Annotated in this window: 10 protein-coding genes; 6 read left to right on the top strand and 4 right to left on the bottom strand. The window is 73.0% G+C overall.

Annotation, left to right across the window (positions count from 1 at the left end; translation table 11 throughout):
- Positions 1 to 333: 333 nt before the first annotated feature.
- Entirely contained in the window at positions 334 to 891 is a 558-nt protein-coding gene (locus tag JL475_RS32090; RefSeq protein ID WP_202281636.1) for a MarR family winged helix-turn-helix transcriptional regulator, read from the bottom strand.
- Positions 892 to 1,027: 136 nt separating this feature from the next.
- Here JL475_RS32090 and JL475_RS32085 point away from each other — a divergent pair, with 136 nt between their 5' ends.
- Positions 1,028 to 2,305 carry an MFS transporter gene (locus JL475_RS32085; protein WP_202281644.1) on the top strand — a complete coding sequence of 426 codons (1,278 nt, stop codon included), beginning with the start codon at positions 1,028 to 1,030 and terminating at the stop codon, positions 2,303 to 2,305.
- Positions 2,306 to 2,333: 28 nt separating this feature from the next.
- On the opposite strand, the gene JL475_RS32080 is transcribed toward JL475_RS32085, so the two are convergent.
- Positions 2,334 to 4,025, bottom strand: coding sequence for a SpoIIE family protein phosphatase (locus tag JL475_RS32080; protein ID WP_202281634.1), 1,692 nt, complete (start codon positions 4,023 to 4,025; stop codon positions 2,334 to 2,336).
- 169 nt (positions 4,026 to 4,194) lie between these two features.
- Positions 4,195 to 5,577 (bottom strand): NAD(P)/FAD-dependent oxidoreductase, encoded by a 1,383-nt coding sequence (locus JL475_RS32075; RefSeq protein ID WP_202281632.1) that lies wholly within the window; start codon positions 5,575 to 5,577, stop codon positions 4,195 to 4,197.
- Positions 5,578 to 5,953: 376 nt separating this feature from the next.
- On the opposite strand from JL475_RS32075, the gene JL475_RS32070 reads away from it, so the two are divergent.
- A complete protein-coding gene (locus JL475_RS32070; RefSeq protein ID WP_202281630.1) occupies positions 5,954 to 6,712 on the top strand; it encodes a TetR/AcrR family transcriptional regulator in 759 nt (252 codons plus the stop codon).
- Between the two features lie 183 nt (positions 6,713 to 6,895).
- On the opposite strand, the gene JL475_RS32065 is transcribed toward JL475_RS32070, so the two are convergent.
- Positions 6,896 to 9,019, bottom strand: coding sequence for an asparagine synthase-related protein (locus JL475_RS32065; RefSeq protein ID WP_202281628.1), 2,124 nt, complete (start codon positions 9,017 to 9,019; stop codon positions 6,896 to 6,898).
- Between the two features lie 716 nt (positions 9,020 to 9,735).
- Between JL475_RS32065 and JL475_RS32060 the strand changes: the two genes are divergently transcribed.
- The 4 genes from JL475_RS32060 (at position 9,736) to JL475_RS32045 (ending at position 14,847) form a co-directional block, all read left to right on the top strand.
- Positions 9,736 to 11,160 carry an MFS transporter gene (locus JL475_RS32060; protein WP_202281626.1) on the top strand — a complete coding sequence of 475 codons (1,425 nt, stop codon included), beginning with the start codon at positions 9,736 to 9,738 and terminating at the stop codon, positions 11,158 to 11,160.
- A gap of 85 nt (positions 11,161 to 11,245) precedes the next feature.
- On the top strand, positions 11,246 to 12,517 hold the full coding sequence (gene lhgO, locus JL475_RS32055; protein WP_307825217.1) for an L-2-hydroxyglutarate oxidase: 1,272 nt from the start codon (positions 11,246 to 11,248) through the stop codon (positions 12,515 to 12,517).
- A gap of 37 nt (positions 12,518 to 12,554) precedes the next feature.
- A complete protein-coding gene (gene trmB, locus JL475_RS32050; protein WP_307825215.1) occupies positions 12,555 to 13,415 on the top strand; it encodes a tRNA (guanosine(46)-N7)-methyltransferase TrmB in 861 nt (286 codons plus the stop codon).
- Positions 13,416 to 13,506: 91 nt separating this feature from the next.
- The gene (locus JL475_RS32045) at positions 13,507 to 14,847 is read left to right on the top strand and encodes a PrsW family intramembrane metalloprotease (protein ID WP_307825216.1); all 1,341 of its coding nucleotides are present in this window, start codon (positions 13,507 to 13,509) and stop codon (positions 14,845 to 14,847) included.
- The last annotated feature ends 4 nt before the right edge of the window (positions 14,848 to 14,851 follow it).

Genomic DNA, 14,851 nt, shown 5'->3' with positions numbered 1-14,851 from the left:
TCTATCAGATCTTTTTCTTCGATCTGACCCCCGGTCAGCGGGGTTTGTCTTTCCGGCCGTTGGGCCGTTCCGACGTCTCAAACCTTAGCGGACCCTCTCGCCGCTTCTCAAATCGGAGCCGTTCGGATCCAAATCGAGTCGCAGAGTCCCACGCGAATTGAATTCGGGCACGCCGAAAGTCAGCCCGCTTGGGAGGTCATGCTGTTGGTGTGAGTGCCGCTGTCGCGGCGGAGGTGCTGCCGCAGAACCGTTACGGCCTGATGGCAACTCGAAGAACACTACGGTTCGGTCAGGGGAGTGTCAAGCGGGCCCTGTCAAGATCTTTTCAGTCGGTCAGTCCAGGTCCGTGAGGCGTCCGCCGGCGTCGGGCTGAGCGTCCTCCACTCTGCGCAGGAGGCGGGTGAGCATCTCGTCCAGGGCGGTCCGCTCGTCCGCGGAGAGGTCCTGGAGGAGGTCCCCCTCGAAGACCGTCGCCATGCGCATCACCTCCATCCACTTCTCGCGGCCGGCGTCCGTGATCTCGACGATGACCCGCACCCGGTTCGTCTCGTCCCGGTCCCGGCTGACGAGCCTTTCGGCGACCATGCGGTCGATCCGGTGGGTCATGGCGGCCGGCGTCAGGCCCAGCCGCTTGGCGAGGTCGCTGGGTCCCATGCGATAGGGGGCACCGGAGAGGACGAGGGCCTTGAGGACCTCCCAGTCGGCGTTGGTGATGCCGAGCTCGGCGGTCTGGCGACCGTAGGCCACGTTCATACGGCGGTTGAGGCGGGACAGCGCCGAGACGATCTTCTCGACCTGGGGGTCGAGGTCCTGGAACTCGCGCTGGTACGCGGCGAGCTGCTCTTCGAGTGTCGGCTCTGTCAGCCCATCGGGGCCGGGAGTGTCGCCCATGGCCGCAGTATGACACGTCACCTTCATCTTGAAGCCCTTCGTGCTGAAGCCGTTCGATGTGTACTCTTTACCTTCGAACTTTAGCTTCTAAGTCTTCACGCCTAACTTGATGAGAGAGGTGAACGTGACCAGGGCGATGGGCGCTGCCATGCTCCGGATCCACGTGGGCAACGCACTCAGTGCGTTCGGGCTCGGTTTCACCGTCCCCTACCTGTACGTCTATGTGGCGCAGGTGCGGGGGCTCGGGCCCGTGACGGCGGGGCTGGTGCTCGCCGTCTTCGCCGTGGCCGCACTGATCGTGCTGCCGTTCGCCGGGCGGGCCATCGTCCGGCGGGGCCCGCTGCCGGTGCTGCTCGTCGCCCTGTTCACGGCTGCCGTCGGCGCGCTGAGCCTGGGCTTGTCGGGCGGCGCGCCGACCGTGCTGCTGTCGGCGGCGGTGCTCGGGGCCGGGCAGGCCGTGATGCAGCCGGCGCTGGCGACGATGATCGTGGACTGCTCCACCGCGGAGACCCGGTCGCGGGCGTTCGCCATGCAGTTCTTCCTGCAGAATCTCGGGCTCGGGATCGGCGGTCTCATCGGCGGGCACCTCGTCGACACCACGAAACCCGGCTCCTTCACGCTGCTGTTCTCGATCGAGGCGGCGATGTTCCTGCTGCTGGTCGGGGTGATGGCCACGGTGCGGATGCCGCACTCGCCGCGGGTCGCGGGCGCTCCGACGGCATCGGCGAAGGGCAACTGGAAGCAGCTGATGGGCAACCGGGCCATGGTGCAGCTGTGCGTCCTGGGCTTCGTGGTGTTCTTCGCCTGCTACGGGCAGTTCGAGTCGGGACTGAGCGCGTACGGGGTCGAGGCGGCCGGCCTCTCGCCGTCGACCCTGGGGACGGCGCTGGCGGCGAACACGCTGGCCATCGTGATCGCGCAGTTCCTGGTGCTGCGGTTCGTGGAGCGCCGCAGGCGCACCCGCGTGATCGCGTCGGTGGGGCTGCTCTGGGCCGTGGCGTGGGCCGTGGCCGGGTACGCGGGCCTCGGCAACGGCAGCCAGGCGATGGCCACCGCCGCCTTCATCTCGACGTACGCGCTGTTCGGACTGGGTGAGTCGTTGCTGTCGCCGACGCTCGCCCCGCTGGTCGCGGATCTCGCGCCGACCGGTCTCGCGGGGCAGTACAACGCGGCTTTCGCCCTGGTGAAGCAGCTCGCGCTGGCCATCGGTCCGGCGGTGGGCGGGCCGATGGGTGCCTCGTTGCACGCGCCGTACATCGTGGTCTTCGTACTGGTCTCACTGGGGATCACCGTGCTCGCGCTGCGGCTGGGCCGACAGCTCACGGACGTGCAGAACCAGCCGTCGGTGGCGCGGAGCCTGGTGGTGACGCAGGGCGGCGGCGCCGCGGCGGAGCAGGCTCCGGCAACTGCCTGACGTACCCGGCTCGTCAGGGTCGGCCGCTCTACGAACCCGTCGGTTTCGGCAGGGCGAACTCGCACCAGACGGCCTTGCCGCCGCCCGGGGTGCGCCTGCTTCCCCAGTTGGAGGCGATCGTCGCGACGATGGCGATGCCCCGGCCGGACTCGTCGGCGGGTTCCGCGCGGCGGCGCCTCGGGAGGTGGTCGTCGCCGTCGGTGACCTCGACGATCAGCCGGCGGTCGGTGCGGCGCAGGCGCAGCCGCATGGGCGGTGTGCCGTGCTGGAGGGAGTTGGCGACGAGTTCGCTGGCGGCCAGGACGCCCAGGTCGTGCAGGTCGGCGGGGAACCGCCAGCTGGTCAGCACACCGGAGGCGAAGGCACGCGCGCGTGGGGCCGCTTCGACGCCGCCCAGCAGCTCCAGGGCCGCGTTGCGGAAGAGTTCGCTCTCCTGGCCCTTGCGGGCGGGGTGCTGGAGCACCAGCACGGCGACGTCGTCGTCGTGGTCCGGGGTCACCCCCGCCGAGCGGACCAGGCGGTCGCAGACCACCTGGGGGGTGCCGGTCGCGCCGGCCAGGGCGCGCTCCAGGGCCGCGATGCCCTCGTCGAGGTCCTCGTCGCGGCGCTCGACCAGGCCGTCCGTGTAGAGGACGGCCGTGGAGCCGGGGCCCAGCGGGATCGAGCCGGAGGAATGCACCCAGCCGCCGGTGCCGAGCGGGGGCCCGGTCGGCTCGTCGGCGCGCTGGACGGTGCCCTGCTCGTCGCGGACCAGGATGGGCAGGTGGCCGGCGGAGGCGTAGACGAGGGTGCCGTCGTTGGGGTCGTGGATGGCGTACGCGCACGTGGCGATCTGGTTGGCGTCGATCTCCATGGCGAGGCCGTCGAGCAGTTGGAGGACCTCGTGCGGGGGGAGGTCGAGGCGGGCGTAGGCGCGCACCGCCGTGCGGAGCTGACCCATGACGGCCGCCGCGCGGACGCCCCGACCCATGACGTCGCCGATGACCAGGGCGGTGCGCCCGCCACCGAGGGTGATCACGTCGTACCAGTCGCCGCCGACCGCGGCCTCGGTGCCGCCGGGGTGGTAGGTGGCGGCGACCCGCAGGTCGTCGGGCTCCTCGAGTTCCTGCGGGAGGAGGGAGCGCTGGAGGGTGACGGCGGTCTCGCGCTGGCGGCGTTCGCTCGCGCGCAGTCGTTCCGCGGCCTCGGCGTGGTCGGTGACGTCGGTGGCGAAGACCAGCACACCGCGCCCGCGGCCGCCACGGCCGCGTCCGCCGCCCTCGGCCCCGTCGGCGTGACCGTCGGTGACCGGGGTGCAGGTGAAGGTGTAGGAGCGGCCGTCGGGGGCCTTGCGGGACTTGACCGTGCGGGGCCTGCCGCTGCGCAGGACCTGGTCGAGAAGGGGCAGCAGGCCGAGTTCGTCGAGCTCCGGGAGCGCTCCTCGCGCGGGGGCGCCGACCGGGCGGGGGCCGAAGGCGGCCGTGTAGGCGTCGTTGACGTAGGCGATGCGGTGGTCGGGGCCGTGCACCAGGGCGACGAGGGAGGGGACGTGGTCGAGGACCTCGCGCACCCTGAGGTCGTCGACGGCGGGCACGGGCGGTGGCTGGTCGGCGGATTGTCCGGCGCGGGCGGCGGGCACGGAGCCCTCTCCCCGCCGGTCCGGGGAGACCGTGTGCTCGCTGCGCTCTGCGGCGCGGCGCTGCGTTCCGGGGAGCCGGGCGCTCCAGCGCGTGAAGTTCACGAATCCTTGCCTCGTGTAGTTGTCGGCGGCCGGAAACCGGGACCGGCCGGGGTCCCGGGGCCGCACCGGGGACGGACGGCCGCCCTCGGTGGTGGACCAGTCTGGCAGGCTGCCGACCGGGCCGACATCCGTCAGACGTCGGGCCGGTCGGTGGAGTTCCTGGGCCCGGTCAGGACGACCCCTTCGGGGTGTGCGGGGGGTCCTGAGAAGGCTTTCCACCGGCCGCCAGTTCGAACTCGGCCCGCGGGTGTTCGAGTGAACCCAGGGAGACGATCTCCCGTTTGAAGAGCCCGGCGAGGGTCCATTCGGCGGCCACGCGCGCCTTGCGGTTGAAGGTGGGGACGCGGCTCAGGTGGTAGGTGCGGTGCATGAACCAGGCGGGATAGCCCTTGAGTTTGCGCCCGTAGACGTGGGCGACGCCCTTGTGCAGTCCCAGGGAGGCGACCGACCCGGCGTAGGAGTGGGCGTATTTCCCCAGGGGTTCGCCGCGCAGGGAGTGCACGACGTTGTCGGCGAGGAGCCTGGCCTGGCGGAGTGCGTGCTGCGCGTTGGGAGCGCACTCCCGGCCGGGCTCCTTCGAGGTGACGTCGGGGACGGCGGCGGCGTCGCCCGCGGCCCACGCGTGCGTGGTGCCCTCCACGGCGAGTTCGGCGGTGCACTTCAGCCGCCCGCGCTCGTCGCGCGCCAGGTCGGTGGCGGCGAGGACGGGATGCGGTTTGACCCCGGCGGTCCACACGACGGTGCGGGTGGGGAACCGGGCGCCGTCGCTGAGCACGGCGACGCGGTCGGCACAGGACTCGAGGCGGGTCTCGAGGCGTACGTCGATGTTGCGGCGGCGCAGTTCGCTGACCGTGTACCGGCCCATCGCCTCGCCGACCTCGGGCAGGATGCGGTTCGAGGCCTCGACGAGGATCCACTTCATGTCCTCGGGGCGGAGGTTGTGGTAGTACCGCGTGGCGTAGCGGGCCATGTCCTCCAGTTCGCCGAGTGCCTCGACGCCCGCGTAGCCGCCGCCGACGAAGACGAAGGTGAGGGCCGCGTCGCGGACGTCGGGGTCGCGGGTGGAGGAGGCGATGTCCATCTGTTCGAGGACGTGGTTGCGCAGCCCGATGGCCTCCTCGAGGGTCTTGAAGCCGATGGCGTGGTCGGCGAGACCGGGGATCGGCAGGGTGCGCGAGACGGAGCCGGGCGCGAGGACGAGTTCGTCGTACGCCATCGGCCGGCCGCCGCCGCTGCCCTCCTCCTCGCTGGCGAGCGTGGCGACGGTGGCGGTGCGGGCGGCGTGGTCGAGGGCGGTGACCTCGCCGATGACGATGTGGCACCGGTCGAGGACACGACGCAGCGGTACGACGACATGCCGAGGAGAAATGGCACCGGCGGCCGCTTCCGGGAGGAAGGGCTGGTACGTCATGTACGGGTCCGGTGTGACCACGGTGATCTCGACGGCGCCCCGGGAGAGTTCCCGTTTCAGCTTCCGCTGCAGGCGCAGGGCCGTGTACATCCCGACGTATCCGCCGCCGACAACGAGAATGCGCGCACGTTCCTTCACCATCCCATGACGCACCCGTCGCTCGCGTTTGTCCACAGCCCCGACGGATTGTGTGACCGGAGGTCGTGAACGGGCCGGAGGGGCCGGATGACCCGACCGAACGGCGTGTGCGCAGGTCAGGGGTGTTTTCCCGGCGTCGTCCCGGGGGCGCATTCGTGATCAATGCGCCCTGTACTCCGATCGGGGGGCGCTCCGTGCGGAACTACCCCTTCTGAATTGACCCTCACTCAACTATGTTCTTACGTCGACGGGGTGTAGGGGGATGCGCTCTTCGGGTCCGCGACGGGCGGAGCCGGCCACCGGGCATGTCCCTCGAACCCCAGCCATCTATGGCGGGGAGTCTCCGGGGGGAGACGTCATCATCACCGGGGGAAAGCGTATGCATGTTCAGGATTCTCATTGGTCTTCCGCGTCCGCTGTCGCGCCCGGCGCCGCGCTGAGCGCGCCGTCGGGCCACGGACCCGCGGGCGGGCCGCGCACGGCACCGCTGCGCGTGGACGCCCAGCGCAATCTGGAGCACGTGCTGCGTGCGGCCCGCGAGGTCTTCGGCGAGCTGGGCTACGGCGCGCCGATGGAGGACGTGGCACGCCGGGCACGGGTCGGTGTGGGCACGGTGTACCGGCGCTTCCCGAGCAAGGACGTCCTGGTGCGGCGGATAGCCGAGGAGGAGATCTCCCGGCTGACCGACCAGGCGCGTGCGGCGCTCGGTCAGGAGGACGGGCCGTGGTCGGCGCTGTCCCGCTTCCTGCGCACGTCGGTCGACTCGGGCGCCGGGCGGCTGCTGCCGCCGCAGGTGCTGCGGGTGGGGGTGGCGGACGAGCACGGCGTGGCGGACCACGCGCGGGTGCCGCAGCAGCGGGCGCAGCATGCGGCGGGTGAGCTGCGGCTGGTGTCCGGGGAACCGTCGTCCGGCAGCACGGAGGACGACGCCGGCGCGGCACAACTCCTCGACGTCGTCGGCCGGCTGGTGGAGCGGGCCCGCGAGACGGGCGCACTGCGGCCGGACGTGTCGGTGTCGGACGTGCTCCTGGTGATCGCCACGGCCGCGCCCTCACTGCCGGACCCGGCGCAGCAGGCGGCTGCCTCGGCACGTCTGCTGGACATCCTGCTGGAGGGCCTGCGCTCCCGCCCGGAGTGAGACGCGTAAGACCCCCTGTCTGAACCGGGGGGGGGCGGGGCCGGGTCTGTCCGGCGGAGCAGGTCGCAGGAAACCGGGCGGCGCCTCTGCACCGCAGGTGAGCGGAAGTGGTGGGGGCGCCCCCTCTTGTGGGGCCCGCTCGTGGGGGCCCGCTCGTGGGGGTCCCCACAAGCAGGGCTCCGCTCAAGCCCCGCGGGCCAGCGCCCCTCGTTGTGGAGCGATGCCCTCGGGGACCGCGCGCTGCCGCCCGGGCGTGCCCGTCCAGCAGGTGCCCCGCCGGGCCAGCAGCCGCCGCAGCCACAGTTCCAGGGAGACCAGGTCCGCCAGCCCGTCCAGCGGCAGCGGCTCGCCTTCCGCCGCCGCGCGCAGCGCCTTGCGCACCACCCGGGCCTCGACCAGTCCCGCCTCCGCCAGCAGCGGCGTGTCGAACAGCGCCATCAGCGTGTCCGCGGCCACCCGCAGCCCGGTCCGCGCCGCGGCCGCCGTGGTCGCCTGGGTCGGCGCGCCCCACCCTGCGGGCAACTCCCGCACGCCCGCACCTTCCAGCACGGTCCGCAGGATCGCGGCGCGCGCCCCCGGCCGCACCCGCAGCGCCTCGGGCAGCGCCCGGCACGCGCGGACGACCTGGTTGTCGAGGAACGGCGTGTGCAGCCGCTGGAAGCGGACCTCGGCGGCCTGTTCCAGCACCCGCAGGTCCGCCGCGTGCCGGGCCAGTGCCGCACGCGCGCGGAAGTCACCGGGCCGCTGCCCCGGCCCCACCTCGGACCGGCTCGTCGACGCCTGGAGGCGAACCGATACTTCAGCGAGCGCCTCACCGGTCAGCCAGCGCGCAGCCGGCCCGGGTCTTCCCCAGCTGAGCGCGGCCAGCGAGGCGTCCGCCGCACCCCCGGGGGCCTCGTCGTCCAACCGGTGGCGCAGCAGTCGCTCCGCGAGGTTCTCCAGCCCCGTGCGGTAGGGCGTACGGGCGAGGCGCCGGGCCGCGGCGTACACCCGCGCGGGCACCATCACGGACCCGTCCGCCTTGGCCAGCGCGGCGACGGGCCGTACGAGGTGACGGCGCTTGCGGTCCATCAGCAGGTCGGCGAGCCGGGCGGGATGTGCGTCGAGCACCTGCCGGGCCCCGTACCCGGTGAAGTGGTCCGCGCTGCCCGCCGCCAGCCGCGCCCGGTGCCGGGCCGCGATCACGAGGGAGGGTCCCGGCTCGTCCGTCAGCGGCCCGTCCAGATCCGCGTACGGCAGGGTGTCCTCGCCGCCCGCGACCACCACGTGGTGCAGACGGGGGTTGGCGGCCAGCGCCCCGGCCCGCGCCAGTTCGTCCTCCCGCCCATCGAGCGGACCACCGGCCGGACCACCCGCGGAGCCCCCCGCGAGATCGTTGAAGGTGACGGCGAGCAGTCGTTCCCCCGCCCCCGTGCCGTGCCCCAGCACGGTCCCCGGCATGCCCGGCAGCCCGGCGGCGAGCAGCGCCAGCGTCCCGGACGCGGGCCCGCCCGACAGGTCGGCCCCGATCCCGGGCACCGGCATCCCGCGCGCCGCGCGCCGTTCGGCGGGCCCCATGCCCGGGACCGGGCCGGGGTCGATGTCGGCGCCGGGGACGTGGCGGGGTGCGGCGAGCCGGGTGCGTACCGCCTCGACCAACGCGTCCCGGACGGCGTCCACCGCGCTGTCGGGGTCGGCGGGAGGCGCGGCGACGGCGAGCGAGGCGACCGGCTCGTACCCGGCGATCTCGCGCGCCCCGGCGCGCAGGATCAGCGCGTGCCCCGGCGGAACGCGTTTCACGCCGTCGTACGGTGTGGAGTCGTACAGCGCGGCCGGTACGTCGGGGGCGGCGAGGAGCGCGGCGAGGTGACCGAAGTCGAGGTTGGCCTCGACGAGGTCGGCGAGCGGGAGCGCGGCGGTCGCGAACGCCGTGCCGCCCTCCCAGGGGGTGTGGAACACCGGCCGGGCGCCCGCGAGGTCGCCGCAGACGGTGATCCGGCGGCCCACCCGCACAACGGCGGTGTAGCTGCCCGGCCAGGCGGTCAGATGGCGGAGCGCGCCGCCGCGCGCGGCGAACAGGGCGACGCGCAGCTGCTCGTCGGTGGCGCCGCAGGTGCCGAGGACGGCGATCCGGGTCTCGGCGTCGGCGGACACCACCCGCACCTCGTCGGGGCGCCAGTCGCCGACCGCCCACAGTGGATCGGGGTCGCCCCACAACGGTTGCGAACCCACCGGCTGCACGGTCTCGCCGTCGGACCCGGCGACGCCGGCGGAGCCGAACGCCAGGGCACCCGCGGCGGTGCTGCTCCATCCCACCAACCACCGCATCGACGCCTCCACAGGCTGTGGACAACAAGTGCGCCGTGCGCACCGGTTCACCATGCTGCCATGAAGGAGGCGCTCAAGAGGGGTGCCGGTGCCGCATGCGCTCCGTCGAATGCGCCCCGGCGGATACACCCACCCCGCTCCGAACGTCCGCCCGACGCAAGGAGATCACCCGATCGCGGCCGCGCACCCGCCCCCACCAGCGCGACGCGAATGCGCCCCCCAGCGCGCCCCAAAAACCTCCAACGCGCCCTCAACTGCCAGGATAGACACGGTGACAGCCCTCGAATGCGGGGGTCGATTTTCGGCCAATTCGGAGATGCGAGGACAACCTCGAACACGCTCCGTACAGGCTCTGCGCACCGCTGAACGGTCGCACGGTCCGGGAGGCGGAGTACACCTCCCGGACCGTCTCCGCCGCCCGCGGGGATGAAGGCGGCGGTGTCCCCCAGCCCGCTGGATCCAGTACAGCGGGCCGACCCACGCCCGACCATGGAACCGCTCCCGCCGTGGCCGGAGTAGAGCGCACACACGGGCGCACGGCCACACGCCGGGAGCATGCCGCAACCGCGCGTATCGGACCCGTACTTCAGTACGGACCACAATCCCGCCATCCGGAAGAATGCCCCTTAACGCTTGGGATGCGGCGAACTACGCTGGGTTTACGAATGCCGCCGGGTTATGCCAGAGCGGCAGCCGTCTGTGTCGAGGGGTGGCGCATGTCCAGGGAGCAACGCGGGCCGAACGAAAAACTCGGCACCGTTCTCGCCCTCGCGGGAATCTCCAACGCGGGCCTCGCGCGGCGCGTCAACGACCTTGGCGCCCAACGCGGATTGACCTTGCGCTACGACAAAACGTCGGTGGCGCGCTGGGTGTCGAAGGGGATGGTGCCACAGGGCACGGCGCCGCACCTGATCGCCGCCGCCATCGGCCAGAAACTCGGCCGCCCGGTGCCGCTCCACGAGATCGGCCTGGCGGACGCGGATCCCGCGCCCGAAGTGGGCCTCGCCTTCCCCCGGGACGTCGGACAGGCGGTGAAGTCCGCCACCGAGCTGTACCGGCTGGACCTGGCCGGCCGCAGAGCGGGGTCCGGCGGCATCTGGCAGTCGCTCGCCGGATCGTTCGCGGTGAGCGCGTACGCGACGCCTGCCTCTCGCTGGCTGATAACCCCGGCCGACAGTTCGGTCGCGCGTGAGGTGAGCCCGGCGGAGGGCTCGGCCGCACCGGCCAAGGTCGGCCACAGCGATGTGCGCAAACTGCGCGAGGCGGCCGAGGACGCGCGGCGCTGGGACTCCAAGTACGGCGGCGGCGACTGGCGTTCCTCGATGGTCCCCGAGTGCCTGCGGGTGGAGGCGGCGCCGCTGCTGCTGGGCTCCTACGCCGACGACGTCGGCCGCGCCCTGTTCGGCGCGTCCGCCGAACTCACCCGGCTCGCCGGCTGGATGGCCTTCGACACCGGCCAACAGGAGGCCGCCCAGCGCTACTACATCCAGGCCCTACGCCTGGCCCGAGCCGCGGCCGACGTCCCCCTGGGGGGATACGTTCTGGCCTCCATGTCCCTCCAGGCCACCTACCGCGGTTTCGGCGACGAGGGCGTCGATCTCGCCCAGGCCGCGCTGGAGCGCAACCGCGGCCTGGCCACGGCCCGCACCATGAGCTTCTTCCGGCTCGTGGAGGCACGCGCGCACGCACGCGCGGGTGACGCCCCGGCGGCCGGCGCGGCCCTGAAGTCGGCCGAGGGCTGGCTGGAACGTTCCCGCCCCGGCGACAGCGACCCGGTCTGGCTCGGCTTCTACTCCTACGACCGGTTCGCCGCCGACGCCGCGGAGTGCTACCGCGATCTGAAGGCGCCCCGCCAGGTCCGCCGCTTCACCGAGCAGGCGCTGTCGCGGCCGACGGAGGAGTTCGTGCGCTCGCACGGCCTGCGGCTCGTCGTCTCGGCGGTCGCCGAACTGGAGTCGGGCAACCTGGACGCCGCCTGCGAGCAGGGTGTGCGCGCGGTGGAGGTGGCCGGCCGCATCTCGTCCGCCCGCACCACCGAGTACGTCAAGGACCTCCTGCACCGCCTGGAGCCCTACGGCGACGAACCCCGCGTGGTCGAGCTGCGCGAGCGGGCCCGGCCGCTGCTGATGACACCCGCCTGAGCCCCGCCCGACCGGGCCACCGGGGCCGCCTCGCCGAGGCCGACGTCCCGACGCCTCCGGGTTCACGGGCGTTGTCAGTGGCGTGGTGCACTATCGGGAGCGGGAGGTGGTGCGAGTGGTGCGGTCGTACGACTGCGACGTGCTGGTGATCGGCGGCGGCATCGTCGGCCTGTCGACGGCGTACGCGATCACCCGCGCGGCGCCGGGCACGCGGGTCACGGTGCTGGAGAAGGAGCCCGGTCCCGCCCGGCACCAAACGGGCCGCAACAGCGGCGTCATCCACAGCGGCATCTACTACCGACCCGGCTCCCTCAAGGCGCGGTACGCGGTGCGGGGCGCGGCGGAGATGGTCAAGTTCTGCGCGGAGTACGGCATCCCGCACGCCGTGACGGGCAAGCTGATCGTCGCCACCGACCGGGACGAACTGCCCCGTCTGCACGCCCTGGCCCAGCGCGGCCGGGAGAACGGGCTGACGGTCCGCGAACTGGGCGCGGCGCAGATCGCCGAGTACGAGCCGGAGGTCGAGGGCCTGGCCGCCATCCACGTCGGCACCACCGGCGTCTGCGACTTCGCGGCGGTGGCCCGCCACCTGGCGGAGGCTTCCGGCGCGGAGATCCGCTACGGCGCGCGGGTCGTCCGCGTCGACCGCCGCCCGGAACTGGGCGTCGCGGCCCTGACCGCCGCCGGGGACGTCGTGCGCGGCCGGGTCCTGGTGAACTGCGCCGGGCTGTACTGCGACGAGATCGCCCGCCTCACCGGTGACGATCCCGGCATGCGCATCGTGCCGTTCCGCGGCGAGTACTACGAGCTGACCCGGCCGGAGCTGATCCGCGGCCTGGTCTACCCGGTGCCCGACCCGGCGTTCCCGTTCCTCGGTGTCCACCTCACGCGCGGCATCGACGGCGGCGTCCACGTCGGCCCCAACGCCGTGCCGGCGCTGGCCCGCGAGGGCTACGACCGGCGCACGGTCCGCCCGCGCGAGCTGGCCGCCACCCTGGCCTGGCCGGGCTCCCGGCACCTGGCCCGCCGCCACTGGCGGCACGGCGCGGGTGAACTGCACCGCTCCCTGTCCCGGCAGGCCTTCACCGAGGCGGTCCGCCGGCTCCTGCCCGCGGTCCGGGAGGCCGACCTGCTCCCCGCCCCGGCCGGCGTGCGGGCGCAGGCCGTCCTGCGGGACGGCACCCTGGCCGACGACTTCCTGATCCGGGAGGCCCCCCGCGCGATCCACGTGCTCAACGCCCCCTCCCCCGCCGCGACGGCATCCCTGCCCATCGGCCGGGAGATCGCCCGCCGAGCGCTGGCCGCCCTGGCCGATCCGACGCGGCGGGGCGCCGACGCGATCACGGAGTCACCCTGAGGGCCGCCGTGCGGGCCGCCGTAAAATCGAGAGCACTGTGTCTGACTCCTTGAACACCTCCGCAGCCCCGCACGCCGAGCACGCGCCCGGTGTGTCGATCCGCCGTACCCGGGAGAGGGGGGAGCCCCGCTTCCCCGACGGTCCGAAGGCCGATCCCGCCGGGTCGCACTTCGAGCGGCGGATCCGGAGTTTCCAGCCGCGTCGGAGCCGGGTCACCGCCGGGCAGGCGGACGCGCTGCAGCGGCTGTGGCACCGGTGGGGCTTCGACGTCGACGGGCGCCGCCCGCTCGACCTCGCCGACTTCTTCGGCAACGACCGCCCCGTCGTCCTCGAGATCGGCTTCGGCATGGGTGAGGCCACCGTGCGCATGGCCGCCGCCGACCCCGGCACCAACATCCTCGCCGTGGACGTCCACACACCCGGCCAGGGCCATCTGCTCAACCTCGCCGACCAGCACGGCCTGGACAACGTGCGCGTCGGCAACGGCGACGCGATCATCCTGCTCCGCGAGATGATCACCCCCGACTCCCTGAGCGGGCTGCGCGTCTTCTTCCCCGACCCCTGGCCCAAGAAGCGGCACCACAAGCGCCGGCTGATCCAGCCCGACTTCCTCACCCTCGCCGCGACCCGTCTGGCACCGGGCGCGGTCGTGCACTGCGCCACCGACTGGGAGCCGTACGCCCAGCAGATGCTCGAGGTGCTGACCGCCCATCCCGCCTTCGAGAACACCGTGGCGGACGGTGGTTTCGCGCCGCGTCCGGAGTTCCGCCCGCTGACCCGTTTCGAGGGGCAGGGGCTGGAGAAGGGCCATGTGGTGAACGACCTGCTGTTCCGTCGCGTACCACACGACGACCGGCCCGGTGGCCGACCCACCGGGCAATCCCCCACCCGCCCCTGAGCCCACCCGGCGTACCTGCGGGCAGCGCCCTTCCCTCGTTAGGGTCAATGCCGTGGACACCAGCCGTCCGTATCCGACACAGCCCGGCGCGGTGGCACACCCCGCCGGGCCGTCCGGGCGGGCCCCGGGGCACGTGCACTGGTGGCAGCGGCCCTGGGTGCGCTACGGGGCGCTGATCGCCCTCCTCGCGCTCTCCGGCCTGGTCATCCTGGGTCTGGTCCGCGAGCAGACCGGCACGGAGGGCTTCCTGGTCGGCCTCGGCCTCGCCGTCCTCCCGGTGCCGCTGCTCATAGCCGCCTTCCGCTGGCTGGACCGTGTCGCACCGGGCCCCTGGCGCAACCTCGTCTTCTCCTTCGCGTGGGGCGCCTGCGCCGCCGCGCTGATGGCGATCGTCGCCAACAGCTTCGCCACCCAGTGGATAGCGACGGAGACGGCGGACCCGTCCCGCGCCGACACCCTCGGCGCGACCGTCATAGCCCCCATAGTGGAGGAGTCGGCGAAGGCCGCCGCCGTCCTGCTGGTCTTCCTCTTCCGCAGACGCGACTTCACCGGGATCCTCGACGGCGTGGTGACAGCCGGGGTCACCGCCACCGGCTTCGCCTTCACCGAGAACATCCTCTACCTGGGCAACGCCTTCGGCACCGACCAGCTCACCGGCGGCAGCGGTGTCGCCTCCGTCACCGCGGCGACCTTCTTCGTCCGCGTCGTGATGTCGCCGTTCGCGCACCCGCTCTTCACCGTGCTCACCGGCATCGGCTTCGGCATCTCCGCGCTCGCCACCGAACGCCGGCGCCTGTGGCGCGTCCTGCCGCCGCTGGGCGGCCTGCTGCTCGCGATGGGCATGCACGCGCTGTGGAACGGCTCCTCGGTCCTCGGCGAGTACGGCTTCTTCGCCGTGTACGGGGCGTTCATGGTGCCGTCGTTCGGCCTGCTGACCTGGCTGGTGGTGTGGACGCGGCAGCGCGAGCTGCGGACCGTGCGCACGGAACTGCCCGTGTACGTGGCCGCCGGCTGGCTGAGCCCGGCCCAGCCGTTCGCACTCGGCTCGATGCGGGCCCGGCGCGTCGCCCGGCGGTACGCGCGCCGGCACGGGGGCCGGGCGGCGGCACGGACGGTGGCGCGGTACGAGGCGTACGCGACGTCCCTGGCGTTCCTGCGGCACCGGGCACGCCGCGGCCGCGTGGGCACGGACTTCGCCGCACAGGAGGGGGAGCTGCTGCGGGAACTGTGGCGCCGCCGCGACGCGGCCCGCCCGGCCCTGGAGCACGCGGCCCGCGCCACCGCGCCGCCTGTGCCGCCCTGGCCGGTGCACGGTGCGTACGGCGTGTACGGCATGCACGGTGCGACGAGCCTCGCGTATGCCCCGCACCCCGCGTACCACGGGCATTCCGCGTACCGGCCGAACCCGTACACATACCCGTACCACCCCTGAAACG

It is taken from the genome of Streptomyces sp. M2CJ-2, assembly GCF_016757295.1.
Lineage (GTDB): Bacteria > Actinomycetota > Actinomycetes > Streptomycetales > Streptomycetaceae > Streptomyces.
Note: the sequence above shows the minus strand (reverse complement) of the source record. Positions and strands in the feature narration are given on the sequence as shown.

Bases quoted from the DNA above. Each gene is read 5' to 3' on its own strand.
- JL475_RS32090 (WP_202281636.1), bottom strand. From the start codon at position 891: ATGGGCGACACTCCCGGCCCCGATGGGCTGACAGAGCCGACACTCGAA.
- JL475_RS32085 (WP_202281644.1), top strand. From the start codon at position 1,028: ATGGGCGCTGCCATGCTCCGGATCCACGTGGGCAACGCACTCAGTGCG.
- JL475_RS32075 (WP_202281632.1), bottom strand. From the start codon at position 5,577: ATGGTGAAGGAACGTGCGCGCATTCTCGTTGTCGGCGGCGGATACGTC.
- JL475_RS32070 (WP_202281630.1), top strand. From the start codon at position 5,954: ATGCATGTTCAGGATTCTCATTGGTCTTCCGCGTCCGCTGTCGCGCCC.
- JL475_RS32065 (WP_202281628.1), bottom strand. From the start codon at position 9,019: ATGCGGTGGTTGGTGGGATGGAGCAGCACCGCCGCGGGTGCCCTGGCG.
- JL475_RS32060 (WP_202281626.1), top strand. From the start codon at position 9,736: ATGTCCAGGGAGCAACGCGGGCCGAACGAAAAACTCGGCACCGTTCTC.